Raw genomic sequence first — 22,036 nt, forward strand, 5'->3', positions numbered from 1 at the left:
TTCATAGTAATCATATAGCTTTAACTATAGCCGAAAAATGTGAAATTTACAATATCAGTTGGAAAACAAAAAAAATTAGGCTATACTAGGAACGTGAGCTTTAAATTGAGAAGGAGAATACACATGAAATATATATCGTTTGCGATTCCGTGTTATAACTCGGCAGCTTATATGGACCGGGCAGTGGAATCTATTTTAAAAGGTGGAGAAGATGTAGAGATCATCATAGTTAATGACGGATCAAAGGATGATACTTCAAAGATTGCACATGAGTATGAAGAAAAGTATCCAACGATCGTCCGTGCAGTTGATAAGGAAAATGGTGGACACGGAGATGCGGTCAATGCAGGTCTTGACCACGCAGAGGGAAAATATTTTAAAGTTGTGGACAGTGATGACTGGGTAGATGAAGAAGCACTGTACAAGATTCTGGATGTTCTGAAAAAGTTTGAAGAGGAAGAAAAGCAGGTGGATATGCTGCTTGCCAATTATGTATACGAAAAAGAAGGAATGGAGCACAAGAAAGTGATTGAGTACAAGAATGTGCTTCCACAGGAAGAGATTTTTGGCTGGAATGATGTGAAACATTTTCATCTGGGACAGTATATTCTGATGCATTCTGTTATTTACCGGACAGATTTCCTGAAATTATGTCAGCTCAGGCTGCCGAAGCATACGTTCTATGTGGACAATATTTATGTTTACTATCCACTTCCGCATGTGCGTAAGATGTATTATATGGATGTGGATTTTTATCGTTATTACATTGGAAGAGAAGATCAGTCTGTCAATGAAAAGGTGATGATCAGTCGTGTGGATCAGCAGATCTTTGTCACAAAGAGCATGATTGATATGTATGATATGCGCAAGATTTCTAATAAAAAACTGCGGACCTATATGACTAATTATCTTGCAATTATGATGACGGTGTCTTCGATTCTTCTGATTCGTTCCAAAAATGCAGAGAATCTGGAAAAGAAACGGGAGCTGTGGCAGTATCTGAAGAAGAATCACTACGGAACTTATTGGAAGATCCGATACGGAATCCTTGGACAGACCATGAATCTTCCGGGCAGATCAGGAAGAAAGATTTCGTCTCTGGCGTACATTGTGGCGAGAAGAATTGTCGGATTTAATTAAAATTCGTTCTTGACATTTCCGAAGAGAAGACTATAATAACTGTTAAAGTAAATATGGTTCACCAAAATTCGTTGATGAGAACAAAGTCGTATCCGCCATTATTTTCAGAGAGCCTGTGGATGGTGTGAACAGGTAATAACCGGATAAGGATATCCTCTCTAAGAAGCGGGTCCAAAGCAGAAAAAGTATCTGCAAGTAGACTTTGCCGGGATCCACCGTTATATGGATAGCATATGTTGGTATGTGAAGTGCCGCAGATTATTATCTGTGGAATTAGGGTGGTAACGCGGATTTTATTCGTCCCTTTTCAGATTGATTCTGGGAAGGGACTTTTTTGTTGCTGTGTATACAAAAAATCCTGTGAATTTTGTTATCGGAAGATTAGAAGAACAGTTTTGCGTGGACGAAAAGAAAAAGGAGGAAACTGTAATGAAAGCATTACAAAAAGCAAGCAAATTTTTATCAGACTATACATCATTGGTGGTAATCGCTATTGCAGTAGTCACATTCTTTGTACCGGCAATGATGGGATGGGTAAATAACCCATTGTTCGTTGATCCGGTATCCAACAAGTTCACCTGTCAGTCGATCATCATCGGAATCATCATGTTCAGCATGGGACTGACACTGACAACCGAAGATTTTAAGATTCTGGCACAGAGACCTTTTGATATCTGTATCGGCGCAATCGCGCAGTATCTGATCATGCCATTTCTTGCATTTGCACTGACGAAAGTACTTCAGCTTCCGGATGGAATTGCACTTGGTCTGATCCTTGTAGGCTGTTGTCCGGGTGGTGTATCCTCCAATATCATGTCTTATCTGTGTGGCGGAGATGTGGCATTTTCCGTAGGAATGACTACGGTATCCACAATCATTTCACCGGTTATGACACCGCTTATGGTTTCACTTCTTGCAAGCGGAACGCATATTACGATCAAAGGACTTCCGATGTTTGTATCTATTGTTGAGACCGTTATTGTTCCGGTAGCTTTTGGATTTTTACTGAATTATCTGTTTGGAAAGAAAAAAACATTTACAGAGCTTCAGAAAGTGATGCCTGGAGTTGCAGTACTTGGACTTGCATGTGTAGTTGGCGGAGTGGTTTCTTCGCAGGGAGACAAATTCTTTGAATCAGGAGTTGTAATTTTTGTGGCAGTATTTCTTCATAATGGACTTGGATATCTGCTGGGATACGGCGCAGGAAGACTGACTGGTATGAATACTGCAAAGAAGAGAACAATCTCCATCGAAGTTGGAATGCAGAACGCCGGACTTGCTACCAACCTTGCAACCACAACGGCACAGTTTGCGGTTGCACCGGAATCCGCAATTATCTGTGCTGTATCCTGTACATGGCATTCTATTTCAGGAACACTTCTCGCAGGATTATTTGCAGCATATGATAAGAGAAAAGCAGGAAAGCCTGCAAATAAAAAGCAGGCTGCAGAAAATGTAGCATAAAATACAGAAATAATTTCGGAATGATCGTCATAAAATATCAGGAATAACTTACAGGGCGTAAGAAGATATGGAAGATCAGAAACTGGAAAATCTTTTAAATCTGGCACTTGGAGCGACAGAACAAGAAAGAGAAAAATCATTGAACCTGGATGTCGGGTATCATCCGATTGACAGGGAATGGGAATTGATTATTAAATATTCGGGCAATCTGGATCAGGTAAGAGCCTTGGCAATCCAGGTGGTTGAACTTCAGAATGAGTACGCGATCATTCGGATCAGCCAGTCCAGGATTGATTTACTTTCAGATATTCCTGAGGTAGAATATATAGAGAAACCGAAACGTTTATTTTTTCAAATAGCAAATGGGAAGCGGGTATCCTGTATCAATGAGGTGCAGGATACCCGCTTTCTTGATCTGCGTGGACAGGGTGTACTTGTGGCGATAATTGATTCGGGGATTGATTATGCGAATGAAGATTTTCGGAATGCAGATGGAACGACGAGAATACGGGTGATGTGGGATCAGTCATTAAAACCGAATGCGGATGAAGAGAAGAATCCACCAAATGGTTATCGGATGGGAGTGGAATTTACCGAGGAGCAGATTAACAGGGCACTTGAGGCTGACTCGTCAGAGGAAAGGAGAAGAATGGTACCAAGTCAGGATATATCCGGTCATGGGACTGCAGTTGCAGGGATTGCTGCAGGAAATGGACGAGGAAGCGGAAATCTGTATGCCGGTGTGGCACCGGAGAGTGAGCTGATTGTGGTAAAAATGGGGTCGCCTATGCCAGACGGATTTCCACGGACGACAGAACTGATGCAGGCGATGGATTATGTGGTGAGGAAAGCACTGGAATTTCGGATGCCGGTGGCGATCAATCTGAGTTTTGGAAATACATATGGTTCTCATGACGGCAGGAGTCTGGTAGAACGGTATATTGATGATCTGTCGAATTTCTGGAAGAGTGTGATCTGTGTGGGGACCGGAAATGAAGCAGCAAGTGCCGGGCATACTTCTGGAGTGCTGCAGAAAAGAAAAGAAGAAAGAATACAGCTCGCAGTACAGGCAGATGAACCAACATTGAATATTCAGATCTGGAAAGCGTATACGGACGAAGTGGAAATTTCATTTGTATCTCCTGCGGGGACGCGGATCGGTCCAATACAATCTGTTCTCGGTTCGCAGAGATTCCGGATCGGAGAAACGGAGATTTTATTATATTATGGAAAACCGAGCCCGTATAATGTCGCGCAGGAGATTTATATTGATATGATTCCGGTGACAGATTATATTACGTCGGGAGTCTGGCAGATCATTTTGAATCCGACAAGGGTTGTGGAAGGGCAGTATGATCTGTGGTTGCCAAGTGAGAATGTATTGAACCGGGGGACAGGATTTTTGTATCCGGATGAAGAAGTGACCTTAACGATTCCTTCGACTGCAGATAAAGTGATATCGGTTGGGGCGTATGATGCGCTTACTTTTTCCTATGCATCTTTTTCAGGAAGAGGATATACCTGGCAGGATGAAAGGACGAAACCGGATCTTGTGGCACCGGGAGTGAACGTAAGGACGACAGCAGTTGGCGGAGGGGTGACAGTGGTGAGTGGAACTTCTTTCGCAACGCCGTTTGTGACAGGAGCATCGGCACTTTTGATGGAATGGGGGATCGTAAGAGGAAATGATCCGTTTTTGTATGGGGAGAAAGTGAAGGCGTATCTCCGGCGCGGGGCGAGAGAGTTGCCGGGATTTGGAAAGTATCCGAACCGTGAGGTGGGATATGGAGCACTTTGCCTGGAGAATAGTTTCCCAAAGTGAGAATGTTGTAGATATAAGGAAAACATGCTATGGCATATACAGTGTGTAAAGAGGAACAAAGAAAAAATAGAAAGCGTGGTCAAGCAGAAAAAATGAAGTACGAACATATCACAGAGGGGCGTTTCATAGACCGTCCCAATCGGTTTATTGCACATGTGGAGATCAATGGGCAGGTGGAAACGGTTCATGTAAAGAATACAGGCAGGTGCAGGGAATTTTTGGTCCCGGGTACACTAAAGCTTGTTTTTACTAAATAGTATTTTCTGTAATATAAAAAATATTGCAGAATATTTCTTATAAAAGTAAAATTCCGCATGGATTTGCTTTTCCACACAAAAAGTAAAATTTTGACTTTTATAGATATTAATTTACAATTCTATCCACTATTTTGAAAGATTCCCCAAAGCACTTTTGATAAAATATCTGCAGTAAATGAACTTTTGCAGAAAGGAGAGCATGCTTTATGGAACTTCAGAAATACGAACAGGAGCATCTGGATATACTGCGGCCGCTTCTTCCTGAGTGTACAGTACTTCTCAAGAAGAACGGCGATTTCCCCCTTGGCAAGCCGGGAAAGATTGCACTGTATGGTAACGGTGTGCGTAAGACGGTAAAAGGAGGAACCGGTTCCGGAGAGGTGAATTCCCGATTCTTTGAGACAGTAGAGGATGGATTTCAGAAAGCTGGGTTTGAAATTGTTTCCAGAGACTGGCTTGATGCCTATGACGAAATATATGACAAAGCGCAGGCTGGTTTTACAGAAGAAATCCGAAGAAGGGCGCAGGAGCATCATACACATCCCGTAATCGAAGGGATGGGAGCTGTCATGCCGGAGCCGGAATATGATCTGCCACTGAATGTAAAAGGTGAGACAGCCATTTATGTCCTTGCAAGGATATCAGGAGAGGGAAATGACAGGGAAGCGAGGGAAGGCGATATTTTCCTGACAGAAAGCGAGAGACGGACAATCCTTGAGCTGAAACGGCAGTACAGAAGGTTTATGCTGGTTCTGAATGTAGGAGGTCCGGTAGATCTTTCACCTGTCATGGAAGTGGAGAATATCCTGATTCTGTCGCAGCTTGGAGTGCAGACAGGAAGCGCTCTTGCGGATCTTGTTCTTGGGAAAACATATCCCTCCGGCAAATTGACGACTACATGGACAAAATGGAAGGATTATCCGGATTTTGCGTCATTTGGAGAACAGGATGATACCCGGTATCAGGAAGGAATTTATGTGGGATACCGATATTTTGACAGTGTGGATAAAGAGGTACTGTTTCCGTTTGGATACGGTGTCTCCTATACAAATTTTGAAGTCCGTTTTAAGGGTCTGAAACTGGATAAAATGACTGCCGAAATAGGTGCAGAAGTGGTGAATATAGGTGATTTCTGTGGAAAAGAGGTCGTACAGTTATACGTTTCTGTGCCGGAAGGAAAGCTGGATCAGCCTTATCAGACTCTGGCTTCATGGAAAAAGACAGAAGAATTAAAACCGGGGGAGAAACAGACAGTTGAACTTTCATTCTTACTGACGGATCTGGCATCTTACGACGAAGAACAGGCGGCATGGATTCTGGAACAAGGGGAATATACCCTCCGAATGGGAAACAGCAGCAGAGATACGGAAGTCTGCGGTGTCATATCAGTACCGGAAACTTTGGTTATAAAATCAGTAAAAAACTGTTTTGGAAAACCGGATTTCACAGACTGGAAGCCGGAAAGAAAGAGAAAGGACAGAGTAGGAAAAAAGATACAATCTTTGGAAGCAGATATTTTCAGCGTGGATATAGTGAAAGTAGTCTATGAGCATAAAGATGAGCCAATGCCGGAGATGGGGGGATTTTCCGATGAAGAACTGATTAGCCTGAATGTGGGTGCTTTCGTTGCAGGAGGCGGAGTGACAGGCATCATCGGTAATGCTTCTATGTCGGTTGCAGGCGCGGCAGGCGAGACGGCAAAAGTGGGAGAAATCCCCGTGATCGTTATGGCAGACGGACCGGCAGGACTGCGGCTTTCTCAAAAGTGCTTCCGGGATGAGAATGGAATACATAGTCTGGGGAGTACAATGCCGGAGACAATGCAGAATCTTCTGACCGAGGATGAGCGCGCATATATGAACAGCATGATTCCGCAGCCCGGAGAGGACAGTGAGATCTTTGAGCAGTATGCGACGGCAATTCCCATCGGCACCGCGATCGCCCAAAGCTGGAATCCATTGCTTGCAGAACGCTGCGGGGATATCGTAGGAAGCGAAATGGAGCGGTTTGGCATTCATCTGTGGCTGGCTCCAGCTCTTAACATCCATCGGTCCATACGATGCGGCAGGAATTATGAATATTTTTCAGAAGACCCGCTGATAAGCGGCGTATTCGCGGCAGCACTTACGAAAGGGGTGCAGAGCCATCCCGGATGTGGGGTTACCATCAAGCATTTTGCGGCGAATAATCAGGAGACAAATCGGTATAACAATAACAGTATAGTCAGTGAACGTGCGCTGAGGGAAATCTATCTAAAAGGGTTTGAAATCTGTGTTCGTCTGGCACAGCCTAAAGCCCTGATGACATCTTATAATCTGTTAAACGGGAAGCATACCTCTGAGCATAGAGAACTTCTTGAGGATGTGCTCCGCTGTGAATTTGAATTTGACGGCATTGTAATGACAGACTGGGTAACATCCTCTGATATATTAAGTGCTGATGCGAAATATCCTGCACCCGAGGCATACAAGGTGGCTCTCGCAGGAAATGATCTTTTTATGCCGGGAAGCCAGCAGGAAATTGATAACCTTACGGCAGCTCTCAAGAACGGTCATATTACAAGAGAGGAATTGATAAAAAATGCCACCAGGATCTGCCGGATGGCTGTGGAACTCGCAGGCGCTTCAGTTTGACCGGCCTTTTGTCTGTTTCCGGTATTGGAGCGGTGTGACACCGTATTGCTTTTTGAATACATTCTGAAAATAGGACTGGCTGGAAAAGCAGAGATAGCTGCTGATTTCAGCCAGACTTTTTTCACTGTAGGTCAGAAGACTTTTTGCTTCTTCCAGCTTGCAGCGCATAATGTAAGCGCCCATCCGGATGCCGAGTTCACCTTTAAAGTGTTTCATCATATAAGAGGCACTGCGCCCTGTATGAGCGGCGGCAGCTTCTACAGAGATAGGCTCATTTGTGTGGTTCCGGATATAGGTCATACATTGATAGACATCCGGGGAGATACCTTCCGGGATGCGTGTTTCTCCGGCACGCTGACAGAAATCCAGAAGCATGACATACTGGAGCTGATTGATTTTCTCAATTGTGCGCAGTTGTTCACACTCTTGAATGTAATAGTCTATGAGCTGGTATGTTTTTTCGATATCCACACCGCCCGGGATTGCACCCATGATACCGGCTTTTACTACAGCGCTGATAAAGAGGTTTTTGGCATGCCGCAAGGGTGCGCCTGCCATCTTCCCTTCCTTGAGGGGAGCACGGGTGGCAGAGAGAAATTTCTTCAGGGCGTCTGTATTCCCATTCTTGATTATCTGATACAATTCCAGTTCAAAATAGTAGGTGTTATGAACATTTCCTTCTTCCTTATCTTCTACCATTTGATCCGTCTGTTGGTTAAAGCGCTCCAGTGTGAGCTTGTCATTTTCCAGAAAGAGCCGTTCTGCGGAGACAGTCTTGTGGTTGAAGCACTGATGGAGAAATACCAGATAATTGGCAAACTGTGCCTGACCAAGCAGGGGGATTGCATAGAGCAATTCTGCGTACTGTTCCCTGTTTTCTAAAGAGACTCCACTCTCTCTGGAGGAATAGCGAATTAGTTCTTCGGTGACAGGAACGTTGAATACCGGGCCGAGAATCAGATTATAGTCGGTATTCTCGATTAAAAGGCGTCCGTAGCCGATATCCGGAGAATCACTGCAAAAGGTCGGATTATGATCGCTCATGGGAAAGAGATCCTCACGGTAGTATGCAGGAGATGTGCCGGTGATATCATTAAAAGAAGTATAGACTGCATATTTGCCTTTCAGTAATGTGACCGGGATTTTTGTCGCCGCATAAAAATTCTTACACATAGATAGATAATCTGTTTCCATAGGCCATTCTCTCCTTAAACTAAAATTATATATTCTATTTTACAATAATTAAATGAATATTACAATATTTATAAATTGCCATGTGATAGTCTGACATCAGAAAGGTTGCTGTGCAAGAAAAATGATAAGGTAGCAGGAGCCGGAAGAGATAGGAGGAAGATCAGAATGAAACAACGAATCAGGATACACAAGGCAGAACCGAATACGGGAGTCCTCAATTACTCTCATCTGCTGGATGCGCCTGCGGGAAAACATGGGTTTGTCGAAGCGAAAAAGGGGCATCTTTATTTTGAAGATGGTACGAGAGCGCGGTTTTTAGGATTCAATGTGGCGGCGCGTTCCAATACGCCGGATCATGAGACGGCGGACAGAATGGCAGAACGGTTCGCCAGCATGGGAGTAAACATCATCCGTCTCCATGCGGCGGACGCCCCAGTGGGAGAGAAGCCGGGAAGCTGGAGCAGCTGCAGGGAAGCGCCTCTTCTGGACTATGCATCCGGTACCAGCAGGAAATTCAACCCGGATGGGTTGGAACGGTTCGATTACTTTGCGGCGAAACTGAAAGAGAAGGGCATCTATCTCCATATAGACCTGATTGTAGCGAGAAAGTTTGAAGAGGGAGACGGCATGGAGTATCCGGGCGGCGCACCCTCCTGTATCAAACGGTACTGTCTGTACAACCAGCGGATGATTGAACTCCAGAAAGAGTATGCAAAGGAGCTGCTCTGCCATGTGAATCCCTATACGGGACTGGCGCTTATCGATGATCCGGCGGTAGTGACAATCCAAATCAACAACGAGGACACTGCTATCAAGGGGAATATGGGTGGCGATGCAGGGGAAGAGATGAAACCCTACCGGGCAGAAGTACAGGAGCGCTTTAACGACTTCCTGCTGATGAAGTACCACACACGGGAGCATCTGAAAGAAGCGTGGACAAAGGACGGTTGCTGCGCGCTGGGGGAGGAAGAAGATCCGGCCCGGGGAATCGTCCGGGGGATTGAAGGCAGTTTCTATCAGCCGGTCAGCGACCCAGAAGGAGAGTGGGATGCACCGGAAGGACCGGCAAGATATGCCGACTTTATGGAGTTCGGCATCTATATGAACCGGAAGTTCTATCAGGATATGAAAGACTATATCCATTTCCTCGGGGCAAAAGTTCCTGTCGTTACCAGCAATTTAATTGCCGGGGCAGCGGATGTGTATGGGCATACAGACGGCGACTTGATGGAGAATAACAGCTATTTTAATCATCCTCTCCTTCCAGTAGAGAATAATACATACCTGGTGGCCGGCCCCATGGAATATGTCTCTACGAATCCTCTGACTATGCAGACCGGCGTGGGATCGGCGGCAACGACCCTTTTAAGTCTGGGATCACTGGCGATTGTGAAAGGAAAACCTTTTATGCTCAGCGAGTGGAACGAGTATGGTGAGCATCCTTTCCATTCCACGGCGTTTGTGCAGATGGCAGCATATGCCTGCTTAAACGACTGGGACGGACTGATTCTTTATAATCACCATACCTCCGAGAACTGGGATGACCAGCCGGCAGATGAGATATTGAATGTATTCGATGTATATAACGATCCGGCGGTAATCTGCCAGTGGGGATTCATGGCGTCTGTCTTTTTGAAAGGGCTTGTCTCCGTAGCAAAACACTGCGTAGATGTTATATACACACAGAATGACCTGAAAACACTGCCCCTTTTCCATGCAATGCCGACCACCTTTTTCCCATATATTACGTCTATGCGCAATGTATTTCTGGATGGAGGAGACAGTTATCAGGGTAATGCGGACATAGCGGTAAATGCCGGATTTTTAAACGGCGCTGATCTCTCAGATGCGGAACATGGCGTGTACTATGCATGGTCTGAATACAGGGATGCGTTCCGGCGTTATAAAGAGGAAAACCGCCTGGCAAATGCTGCGAAAGACACGAAAGAAATTCAACCGGGAGTGCATCTTGGAGAAAAAGCACTTGTGTTCGACCGGATCAGAGAGACATCGGGCAACGGAGATTACCGGACGTTTGCCGAAATCATGGACAGTGCGATGAAAGAGTGGGGTATTCTGCCGGAAGATACCGGCTATGTGGAAGGAAGGCTGATTTCAGACACAAAAGAAATCGTTTTTGACCCAGATCACGCACGCTTCTCTATCCACACACCTTACTGCGGCTATTTCAGCGGCGCGCCGGAAGAAGAGATTTCCCTTTCTGACAAGATCTGTGTGGAGGTGGAAAACGAAAGGATTACACTGGCTCTGATCGCAAAAGATGAAATTAAGATGGATGGCGCGTCAGAATATATTTTGACGGCAATGGGGACAACCGGTATGGACGAGACAACATTTGGCAAAGGACCGGAGCTGATGGGGATTCCGTTTGCCGCTGTGGAGTTCAAAGGCAAACTGTACGCAGAGACACTGGAAGGCTGCATCCGTGTGAAAGCGGAGAATGCGAAACTGGAGGTGTTAAATCCGATCGGGGAAGTAATTGCCGAAATGAATGGAGAAAAAACAGGAGATGAAATACGGTTTGCAATGGACGGTTCTGTTCCGGGCATCCAGTACAGACTTGTGGTCGGTGAATAAGCATAGTTCCCAAGGGAGTACTTTGAGATTACAAAATAAGAAAACAGGAGATTGAAAGAAAGATGAATTATGAGTCAAAGAAAAGTGCAGAAAATGGTCTGTATGAGTTTACGCCGGACGGGAACGGCTGCCAGATCTATCATGCGGAAACACCGCGTTATTGGTATAATTACCTGTGGAATGAAGAACGCTACTGCGCTCAGATATCGCAGGTAGGACACGGGCGCAGTTATTATCTGAGCGAAAAAGCAGATATGTGTATGATCAACCGGGATGATGCCAGATATGTATATTTAAGAGATGATGCAGACGGAACATGCTGGAATATCGGGAAGGGGCCGCTTAACACAGAGGTGGAAGACTACTGCTGTACACATAGTATCGGGCACACGCAGATTTGTTCAAAGAAAAATGGAATTGAGGGATCCTGGAGGATTTTCGTGCCGAAGAAAGGGTTTCATGAGGTATGGACACTGAAACTTCGCAATACAGCAGAGCAGGAGAAAAGGTTAAGCATGTTCTCTGCGGTCAGTTTTTATCTGGAAGGCTTCTCTTATCCCAGATACTACGAAATGTACCGATGCATGAAGACAGAATTCAAACGGGAACTGAACGGAATCTACTGTGATTCCGCCCATCCCTTCGCGCCCCATGAACTGTATCATGGGTTTCTGGCCTCATCCGAGCCGGTTTATGCATGGGACGGTGACCTGACAAAGTTCTGCGGGTCTACAAGCACGCTGACATTACCGGATGCTTCCGCCTGCGCCCTGTTCCAAAGACCGGATATTGTCGTGCAGGGAAAAGACTGTACAAATTCGGAAGCCTCGCTGTTCATTCTTGGCGGGGTGTTGCAGCATAAGATCACGCTGATGCCGGGAGAGGAGAAAGAGATTCAGGTGGTATTCGGGATCAGCTCTTCCTGTGAAGAGGCATGCAGTGCAGTAAAGCGGTATGCAGATGCAGAATCCACAGAACGGGAGTTCGCAGAGGCGGAGGCGTATAACTATGAGAAGATTAGCTCTTTGTCTGTGAAAACACCAGACCAGAAGATTAATCATATGATGAACAACTGGGTAAAAAAGCAGGCAGATTTCTGTATCGTAGGAAAGAAAGGTGTCCGTGACAACCTGCAGATTTCTGTAGCGCTGTTGAATTACCGTCAGGAGAAAGCAAAAGAAGAAATCCTGGAATGTCTGCGCCATCAGTTTCAGGACGGGCACGGAGTGCTTACATGGTATCCTTATGATGACACACGCTACTCAGACCAGCCATTCTGGATCATCTGGGCGGTATGCGAGCTGATTAAGGAGACGGGGGATCTGTCAATTCTTGATACGGAGATTGAATGGCAGGACGGCGGAAAAGCATCCGTTCTGGAACATGTAAAGGCTGCGGTTAATCGCTTAATTCTTGATAAAGGGGAGCATGGTTTGGTGAAGATTTATTTCGCCGACTGGAATGACGCCTTAAATATCACGGATGATCAGGAGGCGGAGTCTGTGATGCTGTCCCACCAGTTCTGTCTGGCTCTGAGAGAATTAAAGAGAATGATGGAGTATGCGGGCGATACAGCGTATGCCGGATTTATCGAGAAGGAATATGAACAGCTTAAGGAAGATATCAACCGCTATGCATGGGATGGGAAATGGTATGCGAGAGCCTTAAGCAGCAAGGGAAACGTAGGAACGCAGGACAGCGCCGGAAGCAAAATCTATTTGAACGCACAAACATGGGCTGTGCTGGCAGGAGTCGCGGATGGAGACAGGCTTTCTCAGGTGCTGGAGGCTGTTGATAGTATGGAGCAGGATTTCGGCTTTCCATTAAATCTGCCGCCGTACCCGGAGTATGATGCCCATGTGGGAAGGATGTCCGGTATGCTGCCGGGACTTTTTGAGAACGGTGGAGTGTACTGTCATGCTACCGGCTTTAAGATCCTCATGGACTGCTGTACGGGCAGGGGAGAAAAGGCACTGAAAACGCTGAAAAAGATTATGCCTGACAGCGAAGAGAACCCGTCGGCGAAGTCCGGGGCAGAACCTTATGTATTTACCAACTGCTATTCCACGAACCCGGGATATTACGGAAAATCCTATCAGTCATGGACAACAGGAACTTCCGCATGGTGCATGATGGGGCTGTATGAAGGTATTCTGGGTGTAAAACGGGATTATGAAGGGCTTAGGATCAGTCCCTGCTTTCCGGAAGAATGGGAAGAGGCAGAAGTGACGAGATACTTCAGAGGTGCGGATTATCATATTATCATCCGCAATCCCGAACATATTAAGAATGGAAAAGCCGAGGTTTATGCTGACGGTTCAATCTGCGATTCCGGGCTGATACCAGACTATCAGGATGCTAAGCAGCATAGGATAGACGTTTTAATAAAACGAGGATGAAATTTACAATTTTGTAAATTAATTTACAATAATTATCTATAGAAAAACAGTATAGTAAACCTATCATCAATGATACAGGAGGAGAGGAAAGATGGCAAAAGACAAAAACGCACCCCGTTACGACAAGCAGGGCGCAAGGCGCGTAATGCGCAAAAGAGATTATTTGGCAGATCTCGGCGGACAGCTCGCATTAGGGCTGATGGCGAATCTGGTCGGACAGCTCAATTATTTCTACACGGACAAGGTAGGACTAGCTGTCGGAAGTGTTGGTATTGTATTGGCAATCTCAAAGGTGATTGATGCATTCACGGATGTGATTGCGGGGAATTTTATCGATCATTCAAAAGGAGGCGACCATAAGTATTTCAGATGGATCCTGCCACAGATTATTCCGGCAGCCTTGATTATGGTTCTGATGTTTACCGTACCGATTCAGGCAGGACAGATTCCGGGCGTAATCTACGCGCTGATTACGAATCTGGTATTGTCCGCAGGTCTTTATACCTTTATTGCGACCCCGTTTGCGGCAGTTATGACTGTACGAAGCAGAAGCTTGAGCGAGAGAGGAAGTATCGGGCTGTTCCGTGCGGTTGCCAATTATGGCGCTGGAATGCTGATCTCCATTCTCACGATCCCGGTGACAAATATGCTGGGCGGCACACAGTCCGCATGGATCAAATACGGCGTGGTACTTGGTGTACTGGTATTTGTTCTGTTTGCAATCTGCTGCCATAACGGCCGCAAAGCCAAATTTGCATGTGATTACGAAGAAGAAGAAACCGAGGGAGCTGCTGAAGAAGAGGAAGAGCCGGTTCCTTTCAAAGAAGCAATGACAATGCTTCTGAAGAATAAATACTGGGTGATCATCCTGCTCTTTAACTTGACCACAAGTGTTACGAGCGGTATCGCGGCATCTGGCAGTATATACTACTGTAAATGGATTTTCGGAAATGATAATCTGGTCGGAATAATCGGAGCAGCAGGTATGTTGGCTACCGTAGTGGGATTCATCTTATCCAAGCCGATTATTGCCGGACTTGGAATCAAGAGGACAATCTCCATCGGGCTCTTAGGAGCGGCGATACTCGCAGGCATTCGCTGCTTTATACCGACGAACTTTACAGTTTGTGTGGTGACCGGTCTATTAGGCAGCTTTGTACAGATTCCGATGATGAGTCTGTATGGCGTGCTGACATCCATGACCATTGATTACAATGAGTGGAAATATGATAAGAAGCTGGTGGCAATGTCGGGCGGAGCAATCGGCTTTGGCAGTAAGGTTGGAAATGGCCTTGGTGCAGCAATACTGTCGGCGTTCCTGGCAATCGGTGCATATGATGCCACGCTGGAAGTCGCAAGTACATCCATGATATATTCCATCTATGGATTCTCAAATTATCTTCCGGTTGTGATCAACCTTGTGATGTTTGTAATCTTCCTGAAATTCGATCTGGAAGAAAAGCTGCCGAAGATGCGCGAGGAAATCGCTGCGCGCAGAGCAGGAAAGACCATTGAAAAATAAGAAACAGATATTATCAAGAAGCAGGCAAAGCTGAAAGAAACATTGTAATTATGAGAGCCGGCGCTTCCGTCGGAATCGGAGCGCCGGCTTGAGTTATAGGCGGAAAATAGTAATAGGGACAGGGCAGGAAAATGTCCTGGAATTGACAGTGGGCAACGGCTGGTATAAAGGGATTCTCAGCTTTGACTGTAAGCCGGAACGGTATGGGGATCGAACTGCTGTTTGGGCAGAACTTCATGTGCGTTATACAGACGGGACAGAAGAGGTAATTACTACGGACGAGACATGGCATGTGCGTACCGGTCAGATTCGTTACAGTGAGATTTACATGGGAGAGACAATTGATACAAATGCCCCTGATATCAGAGAGGGAAAAGTATCTGCCGTGCCAGAAGCCGTATTTCATCCGACTGTATTGACGCCGCAGCTAAATGAACCGGTGCGGGTGACTGAGCACTTGAAGGCAAAGAGGGTTTTCACGGATTCCAAAGGGAATATACTTGTAGATTTCGGCCAGAACCTTACAGGTCTTGTAGAAATCAGAATCCGGGGAGAAAAAGGCCAGAAAATCACTGTCCGCCATGCGGAGACTCTGGATCAGGACGGTGTATTTTACCCGGACACTCTGCGGACGGCAAAATCCGAGGACACCTATATCCTAAACGGGGAAGAACAGGTTTTGATGCCCCACTTTACATTTCATGGTTTCCGGTATGCTGCCGTGGAGGGAATAGAGAATCCCCAACCTGAGATGTTTACAGCCTGCGTAATGCATTCGAACATGAGAAAGACCGGAGAGTTCCGATGTTCCAATGAAAAAGTGAACCAGCTTCAGAGCAATATTTCCTGGAGTCTGCGTGATAATTTCTTTGATATCCCCTCCGACTGTCCTCAAAGGGATGAGCGGCTTGGATGGATGGGAGATGCGCAGGTATTCTCATGGACAGCAGCGTTCAACCGGGAGACGGCTCTGTTTTTTACAAAATGGATGAGGGATATATCGGCGGCGTCTTCACTGGAACGGGGAGTGCCTCATATAGTACCGGACATACAGGGAACTTACAGTTCTGCGGCGTGGAGCGATGCTGCAGTGATCATACCATGGGTAGTCTACCAGATGTATGGAGACACACGTATTTTAGAAGAATCATGGAAATGTATGCACGAGTGGGTAGATTATATTCACAATCATGTAAATGAAAACGGGCTGTGGATGACCAATTACCAGTATGGCGACTGGCTGGCACTGGATCGTGAAATGGGAGATAAAAGCGTTGGAGCTACAGATGTTTACTTTGTGGCAAACGCTTACTATATATATGTCACAGAGCTTGTGGCAAAGACGGCTCATGTGCTGGGAAAATATGGAGAGGCGGCATATTATGAAGTGCTCCGTGAAAAGACGCTGGACTCTTTCAGGAAAGAATATTACACCGCAAGAGGCAGGATCGTCAGCGAGACTCAGACTGCATGCGCGCTGTCTCTCTATTTTAACCTGGCATATGAAAAGGATAGGGAAAATATAGTACAAATGCTGGTGAGCAATATAGAAGATCATCAGAATCATTTGACCACAGGATTTGTAGGGACGCCGTATTTATGTCATGTCTTGTCTGAGAAAAAAGCGCATGATACGGCCGGACTCCTGTTTATGAGAGAGGATCTGCCATCATGGCTGTATGCTGTGAATAAGGGCGCGACGACGCTTTGGGAGAGGTGGGATCGGGAACATATGTGTATGAATATGACACAAACACAAGTTTAAAAGAGCTGAAATTCACTCTGGACAGTACACTGGGAGAGATTCTGGACGAACCTCTTGGCATGAAGATGATGGAAGAGATGCTGCCGGAGCTTGTACACAATCCAATGATCGAGTATGCAAGGCAAATGACTCTGGCTGAAGGAATCAGCTCTGCCCCAGAGGTAAAAGCGGTTTATGAAGCCGTACTAAAAGAATTGAATGCGCAGATGTAAAAGGAGAAGAAAGTAAATGGTACAGCAGAAGGTAAAATATACAGACACCGAGAGAACCCCGGCTGAACGGGCACGGGCACTTCTCGAAGAAATGACTTTAGACGAGAAGATGGCGCAGCTTGGCTGCATTTTCCCATTTGGTGACAGCTATGATGATATGGAACAGCAGGCTTTGGAGATGCCTTACGGGATTGGACAGGTGAGTACTCTGGAAATGCGCAGGATAGGCATGCTGGAAGAGGCCGCCGGATGGCAGAGGAAGATGCAGGAGACTGTGATGAGACAAAGCCCTCATCATATCCCGGCAATCTTTCATATGGAGGGACTGTGCGGAGCATTTATTCAGGAAGGAACCAGTTTCCCATCCGGAATCGCCAGAGGCTCAGGATGGGATCCGGAGCTGGAAGAGAAGATAGCCAAAGTGGTGGCAAAACAGGAAGCAGCCTGCGGCATCACTCACATTCTGGCTCCGGTGCTGGATATTTCAAGGGATTCCCGCATGGGAAGACAGGGAGAGACCTACGGGGAAGACCCGGCTCTGGCGGCAGCTCTGGGAGCGGCATATACGAAAGGAATCCAGACAACAGAGGCAGGCGGAAGAAGACCGGAAAGTGTCGCCAAGCATTTTCTCGGATTTCACAATTCACAGGGCGGTATTCACGGAACGAACAGTGATACGCCGTCCCGGCTCATGGAAGAAATATACGGCAAGCCTTTCCAGTCTGCGATTTCTGAATCCGAGCTGAAAGGGGTCATGCCCTGTTATAATTCTATCGATGGCGAGCCGGCTTCCGTTTCACACAGGCTGCTCACGGAACTTCTCAGAGAAAAGATGGGGTTTGACGGTCTGTGTGTCAGCGACTACGGCGGCATTAACAATGCCCACGAGGTCCAGCGAATCGGGGAGACTATCGGAGAAACAGGGCTTCTTGCCATGGAAGCAGGGATGGACATAGAGATGCCGAAAGCGACCGGATATGGAGAAGAACTCAAAGAAATGTTCCGAAGCGGGCAGGCGGATACAGAACTGTTGGACCGGACCGTTCTGCGGGTGTTGGAAGCCAAGTTCCGCATGGGTCTGTTTGAGCATCCGTTCGCCATGGATGGTGAGTCCTGTCAAAAGATTTTTGAAGAGAAAGAGGGGGCGGAGTTATCTTTCCGGTCAGCAAGAGAGTCCATGGTACTCCTGAAAAACAACGGGATACTTCCTTTGTCAGGTAAGATAAAGAAGCTTGCCCTGATCGGGCCTCATGCAGACTGTGCCCGAAAGTTCTTCGGCGGATATACCCATCTGTGCATGATGGAGTCGGTCTACGCTGTCGCAAGCTCCATCGCAGGGGTAGAGGGCAGCCCGGAGTCCGGGCAGATCAGCGGAGCAATGCTGCCAAATGGTGAGCCGGTGAATTATGTCCCAGGTACAAAGATCCAGTCAGACGAAGCGGAGCTTTTTGATGATATCCTGCGCCTGCAGAAGCCGGCCTGCAGAAGCCTGTTAGAAGAACTGAAGGAGCGGATGACAGACACGGAGATTCTGTATGCATACGGGTATCCGGTTGCCGGAAAGGATCAGGGCAGATTTGAAGAAGCGCTGCAGGCAGTCAGGGAAGCAGATGCTGTGATCCTGACTCTGGGAGGAAAGCACGGCACATGCTCTATGGCGACCATGGGCGAAGGTGTGGACGCTGCCGACATCAATCTGCCGGAATGTCAGGATGCATTTATTCAGGCTGCCGCTGCATGTGGTAAGCCTTTGATTGGGGTTCATTTTGATGGAAGACCAATCTCCAGTGACACAGCAGACCAATATCTGGATGCCATCATAGAAGCCTGGAACCCAGCGGAAACGGGAGCGCAGGCTGTGGCGGATGTCCTGCTGGGTGCATATAACCCGGGCGGTAAGCTGCCGGTATCCGTGGCATATCACGCCGGACAGATTCCAATTTATTATAATCACCCGAACGGTTCTGCATGGCACCAGCAGGAGAGTATCGGATTTGTCAACTATGTGGATCTTCCCCATACACCGCGATATTGCTTCGGGCATGGATTGTCTTATACACGGTTTGAGTATTCAGAAATTCATATATCGGCAGCAGAGATTGGAGCAGAAGAATCGGTACAGATTAGCTGTGTGGTAAAGAATGCAGGAAACTGTGCCGGGGATGAGGTAGTACAGCTTTATCTCAGGGACAGATTCGCAAGTATGACACGTCCGGTGAAAGAGCTTGCCGGATTTAAGCGGATCCATATGGAGCCGGAAGAAAAAGTGCGGGTCACATTTACAGTGCAGGCGGATCAGTCAGCATTTCTTGACAGGCAGATGCGCTGGAAGGTGGAAAAAGGGGATATAGATGCAGAAATTGGAAGTTCTTCTGAGGATATCCGGTTAAAAGGAACATACCGAATCACAGAAGATAAATGGATCAATGGAATGGAAAGGGCATTTTATGCGAAAGCACGGGAAGTAAGACTATAAATCCGTTAGATTTATACAGCAGACCGGCTGTCAGGTTCGGCAGGAAATGAGAAAACAGGAGAGGATAAAAAATGGATAAAAAAAAGATTGCCAGAAAAATAGCAGAAGAATCGATTGTTCTGCTTAAAAATGCGGATCATATACTCCCTTTAAAAGAGAAGAAAGAGATTGCATTTTTCGGAAGGACACAGATAGGCACTTTGTATTCCGGAAATGGATCCGGTGGTGCTAATATAGCCGGGTGCGGCACAATTCTGGAAGAATGTGAAAAGAGAGGGATAAAACCTGAATCGCTGCTGAAAGAATTTTATGAGTATAAAGCAAGTGCAGAACAGGTAACGGAAGAGGATGAGTTTGACTGGACGAAGGTCAGCGAAATGGTAAACAGCGGAATCATGTACGAAATATTTGGGAAATACAAGGCTCCGCTTGATGAATATGATGTGCCGGAGACACTTATCTTTCAGGCGGCGGAAAAAACAGACACAGCAATCTTCGTGATCGGCAGAAACTCCGGTGGAGAAGAGTGTGACCGTCATCTGCCGGAGGATTATTACCTGACCAGATCAGAAGAAAGCCTGTTAAAGGATATTTGTACCCATTTTGCTAATGTAGTGATAGTCCTGAATGTAAACGGACTGATTGATCTGTCGTGGATGAAAAAATATGCGAGCATAAAAAGCCTTCTGTTTATTGGAATCCCGGGGGAAGAAGGGGCTTCTGCGCTGGCTGGCATTTTGACAGGGGAGATTAATCCTTCCGGGAAACTGGCGGTGACTATAGCGGAACACTATGAAGATTATCCGTCGGCAGATCATTTCTCGTGGGATAAGGAGCATCTGGAGAATATTCTGGACTATGAGAGTTACGGCCTTTCGCCAGAAGAAAACGGAAGTACAGGTTTTATGAAGAGTCCGGTAACCGTGTATTGGGAAGATATTTATACTGGATATCGTTATTTCGATACATTCGGAAAACAGGTGCTTTACCCCTTTGGTTATGGACTATCTTACACTGCATTTGCAATCAGCGATGCATTGGTCAAGAAGCAAAACGGCGGTATTATGGTGACAGCCGATGTGAAAAATATTGGGGAAATGTCGGGGAAAGAGGTAATCCAGGTTTATCTGTCTAAGGTATATCCAGCAGAGGGCGTGGAGCGTCCTTATCAGGAATTGAAGGGATTCGAGAAAACGTCTGACCTCGCTCCGGGTGAAAAAGAGCAGGTTAAGATCTGGATCCCATGGAGAGAACTGGCGGTTTATGATGAGGAAAGAGCCGCTTGGATCATCGAGTCAGGCGATTATCTCCTGAAGATGGGAAAATCATCAAGAGACACCTTTACGGTGGGAATGGTATGCCTGCGGGATACAGTCATTACAGAACAGTGTGCGAACCGTCTGGCTATCTCGGGATGCAACAGAGGAAAACTTTTGTTCCTGACACAGAAAGACTGCACAGAGTGTCAGCCGGAAGACGTATATGAGAAAAAACCTGATGGAGGCGTGACCGAGACGGCGGTAATTTCTGTAACGGGAGAGGATATTCTTGCAGGAGGGGAGAGTATACAGGCTGAAAAAGAAGCGCAGCAAAGTCTGCCGGAGCTGTCCATCGAAGAACTCGCTTCTCTCTGCGTGGGTTATGGACCGGGGACTCCTTTTGCGGCTGTGGGTGATCGCAGTGATCCGGCTACGATTTTCGATGACGAAGGAAAACCGATTACAACAAACAGCCACCCGACAGGATATCCGGGATATGTTTCTCCGGCGATTGCAGAAAAAGGAATCAAGTCCATTTTCTATAAAGACGGCCCTGCCGGGATTGGCGGTGTTGCATGGCCAACAGAGATGCTCATTGCGTGCTCCTTTGACAAAAAACTGTGGCAGATGTTTGGAGATGCAGTAGGGAAAGAATGTGAAGAACAGCAGGTGAATGTCTGGCTTGCTCCTGCTGTGAATCTCCACAGGAATCCGCTGTGCGGAAGAAATTTTGAATATTTTTCTGAAGACCCGTACCTGACGGGAGTCTGTGCCTGCGAGATTACAAAAGGCGTACAGAATAGCCGTCCGGTTATTGTGTGCCCGAAGCACTTCGCGGCAAATGAGCAGGAGACATTCCGCCGCGGAAATGCAGGGAAAAATGTAGATGCAGTGGACTCAATCCTGACAGAAAGGGCACTTAGAGAACAGTATTTAAAGCCGTTCGAGATGTTAGTCAAAGATGCCGGGATCGCATGCATCATGACCTCCTTCAATAAGATCAACGGGTCATTTTCCGGCGGCAGCCATGACCTGTGCACACATATCCTGCGTGAGGAATGGGGATTTGAAGGGGCTGTTGTAACGGATTGGGGAGATATGGATATGGTTGTGGACGGCGCGGACGCTGTTGCGGCAGGAAACGATATCGTAATGCCCGGCGGTCCTCCGGTAATCCGCCAGATATTAAAAGGATACGAAGAAGGCAGAGTGACGAGAGAAGAATTGGAACAGGCAGTGCGTCATCTGCTGATTATGATAAAGAGAATCAGGCTGGCAGATTGATGGTTAGGGTA

At 46.6% G+C, this 22,036-nt stretch carries 13 protein-coding genes and 1 other annotated feature; of the genes, 12 read left to right on the top strand and 1 reads right to left on the bottom strand.

Features of this window, described 5'->3' with window-relative positions; translation table 11 throughout:
• Positions 1–123 precede the first annotated feature (123 nt).
• The 5 genes from PG840_RS10520 (at position 124) to PG840_RS10540 (ending at position 7,316) form a co-directional block, all read left to right on the top strand.
• Positions 124–1,140: a glycosyltransferase family 2 protein gene (locus PG840_RS10520; protein ID WP_022220025.1), complete on the top strand. Its 1,017-nt coding sequence runs from the start codon at positions 124–126 to the stop codon at positions 1,138–1,140.
• Between the two features lie 62 nt (positions 1,141–1,202).
• Positions 1,203–1,448, top strand: a binding site (T-box leader).
• A 121-nt stretch (positions 1,449–1,569) separates the two neighbouring features.
• Complete coding sequence (locus tag PG840_RS10525) at positions 1,570–2,604, top strand: bile acid:sodium symporter family protein (protein ID WP_008369831.1); 1,035 nt, start codon at positions 1,570–1,572, stop codon at positions 2,602–2,604.
• A gap of 67 nt (positions 2,605–2,671) precedes the next feature.
• Positions 2,672–4,426 carry a S8 family peptidase gene (locus tag PG840_RS10530; protein ID WP_270205837.1) on the top strand — a complete coding sequence of 585 codons (1,755 nt, stop codon included), beginning with the start codon at positions 2,672–2,674 and terminating at the stop codon, positions 4,424–4,426.
• Between the two features lie 92 nt (positions 4,427–4,518).
• Positions 4,519–4,683 (top strand): sugar fermentation stimulation protein, encoded by a 165-nt coding sequence (locus PG840_RS16955; RefSeq protein ID WP_242655673.1) that lies wholly within the window; start codon positions 4,519–4,521, stop codon positions 4,681–4,683.
• Positions 4,684–4,889: 206 nt separating this feature from the next.
• A complete protein-coding gene (locus PG840_RS10540; RefSeq protein WP_270205838.1) occupies positions 4,890–7,316 on the top strand; it encodes a glycoside hydrolase family 3 protein in 2,427 nt (808 codons plus the stop codon).
• On the opposite strand, the gene PG840_RS10545 is transcribed toward PG840_RS10540, so the two are convergent.
• Positions 7,308–8,510: a helix-turn-helix domain-containing protein gene (locus PG840_RS10545; protein ID WP_055160590.1), complete on the bottom strand. Its 1,203-nt coding sequence runs from the start codon at positions 8,508–8,510 to the stop codon at positions 7,308–7,310. The genes PG840_RS10540 and PG840_RS10545 overlap by 9 nt on opposite strands.
• A gap of 165 nt (positions 8,511–8,675) precedes the next feature.
• Here PG840_RS10545 and PG840_RS10550 point away from each other — a divergent pair, with 165 nt between their 5' ends.
• From PG840_RS10550 to PG840_RS10580, 7 genes are all read left to right on the top strand, one after another.
• Complete coding sequence (locus PG840_RS10550) at positions 8,676–11,108, top strand: hypothetical protein (protein ID WP_242999973.1); 2,433 nt, start codon at positions 8,676–8,678, stop codon at positions 11,106–11,108.
• Positions 11,109–11,170: 62 nt separating this feature from the next.
• Positions 11,171–13,507, top strand: coding sequence for a GH36-type glycosyl hydrolase domain-containing protein (locus PG840_RS10555; protein WP_055160585.1), 2,337 nt, complete (start codon positions 11,171–11,173; stop codon positions 13,505–13,507).
• A gap of 91 nt (positions 13,508–13,598) precedes the next feature.
• Entirely contained in the window at positions 13,599–15,029 is a 1,431-nt protein-coding gene (locus PG840_RS10560; RefSeq protein WP_006859599.1) for an MFS transporter, read from the top strand.
• Between the two features lie 88 nt (positions 15,030–15,117).
• Positions 15,118–16,794 (top strand): family 78 glycoside hydrolase catalytic domain, encoded by a 1,677-nt coding sequence (locus PG840_RS10565; RefSeq protein WP_270205839.1) that lies wholly within the window; start codon positions 15,118–15,120, stop codon positions 16,792–16,794.
• Entirely contained in the window at positions 16,764–17,006 is a 243-nt protein-coding gene (locus PG840_RS10570; protein WP_242999972.1) for a hypothetical protein, read from the top strand. The genes PG840_RS10565 and PG840_RS10570 overlap by 31 nt, the downstream gene beginning before the upstream one ends.
• A 16-nt stretch (positions 17,007–17,022) precedes the next feature.
• Positions 17,023–19,482 carry a glycoside hydrolase family 3 N-terminal domain-containing protein gene (locus PG840_RS10575; protein ID WP_270613628.1) on the top strand — a complete coding sequence of 820 codons (2,460 nt, stop codon included), beginning with the start codon at positions 17,023–17,025 and terminating at the stop codon, positions 19,480–19,482.
• Positions 19,483–19,553: 71 nt separating this feature from the next.
• Positions 19,554–22,025, top strand: a complete 2,472-nt coding sequence (locus PG840_RS10580; protein ID WP_117834688.1) for a glycoside hydrolase family 3 protein — start codon at positions 19,554–19,556, stop codon at positions 22,023–22,025.
• Positions 22,026–22,036: the final 11 nt, after the last annotated feature.

The organism is Coprococcus sp. AM97-35, assembly GCF_027697525.1.
GTDB lineage: Bacteria > Bacillota > Clostridia > Lachnospirales > Lachnospiraceae > Allocoprococcus > Allocoprococcus comes.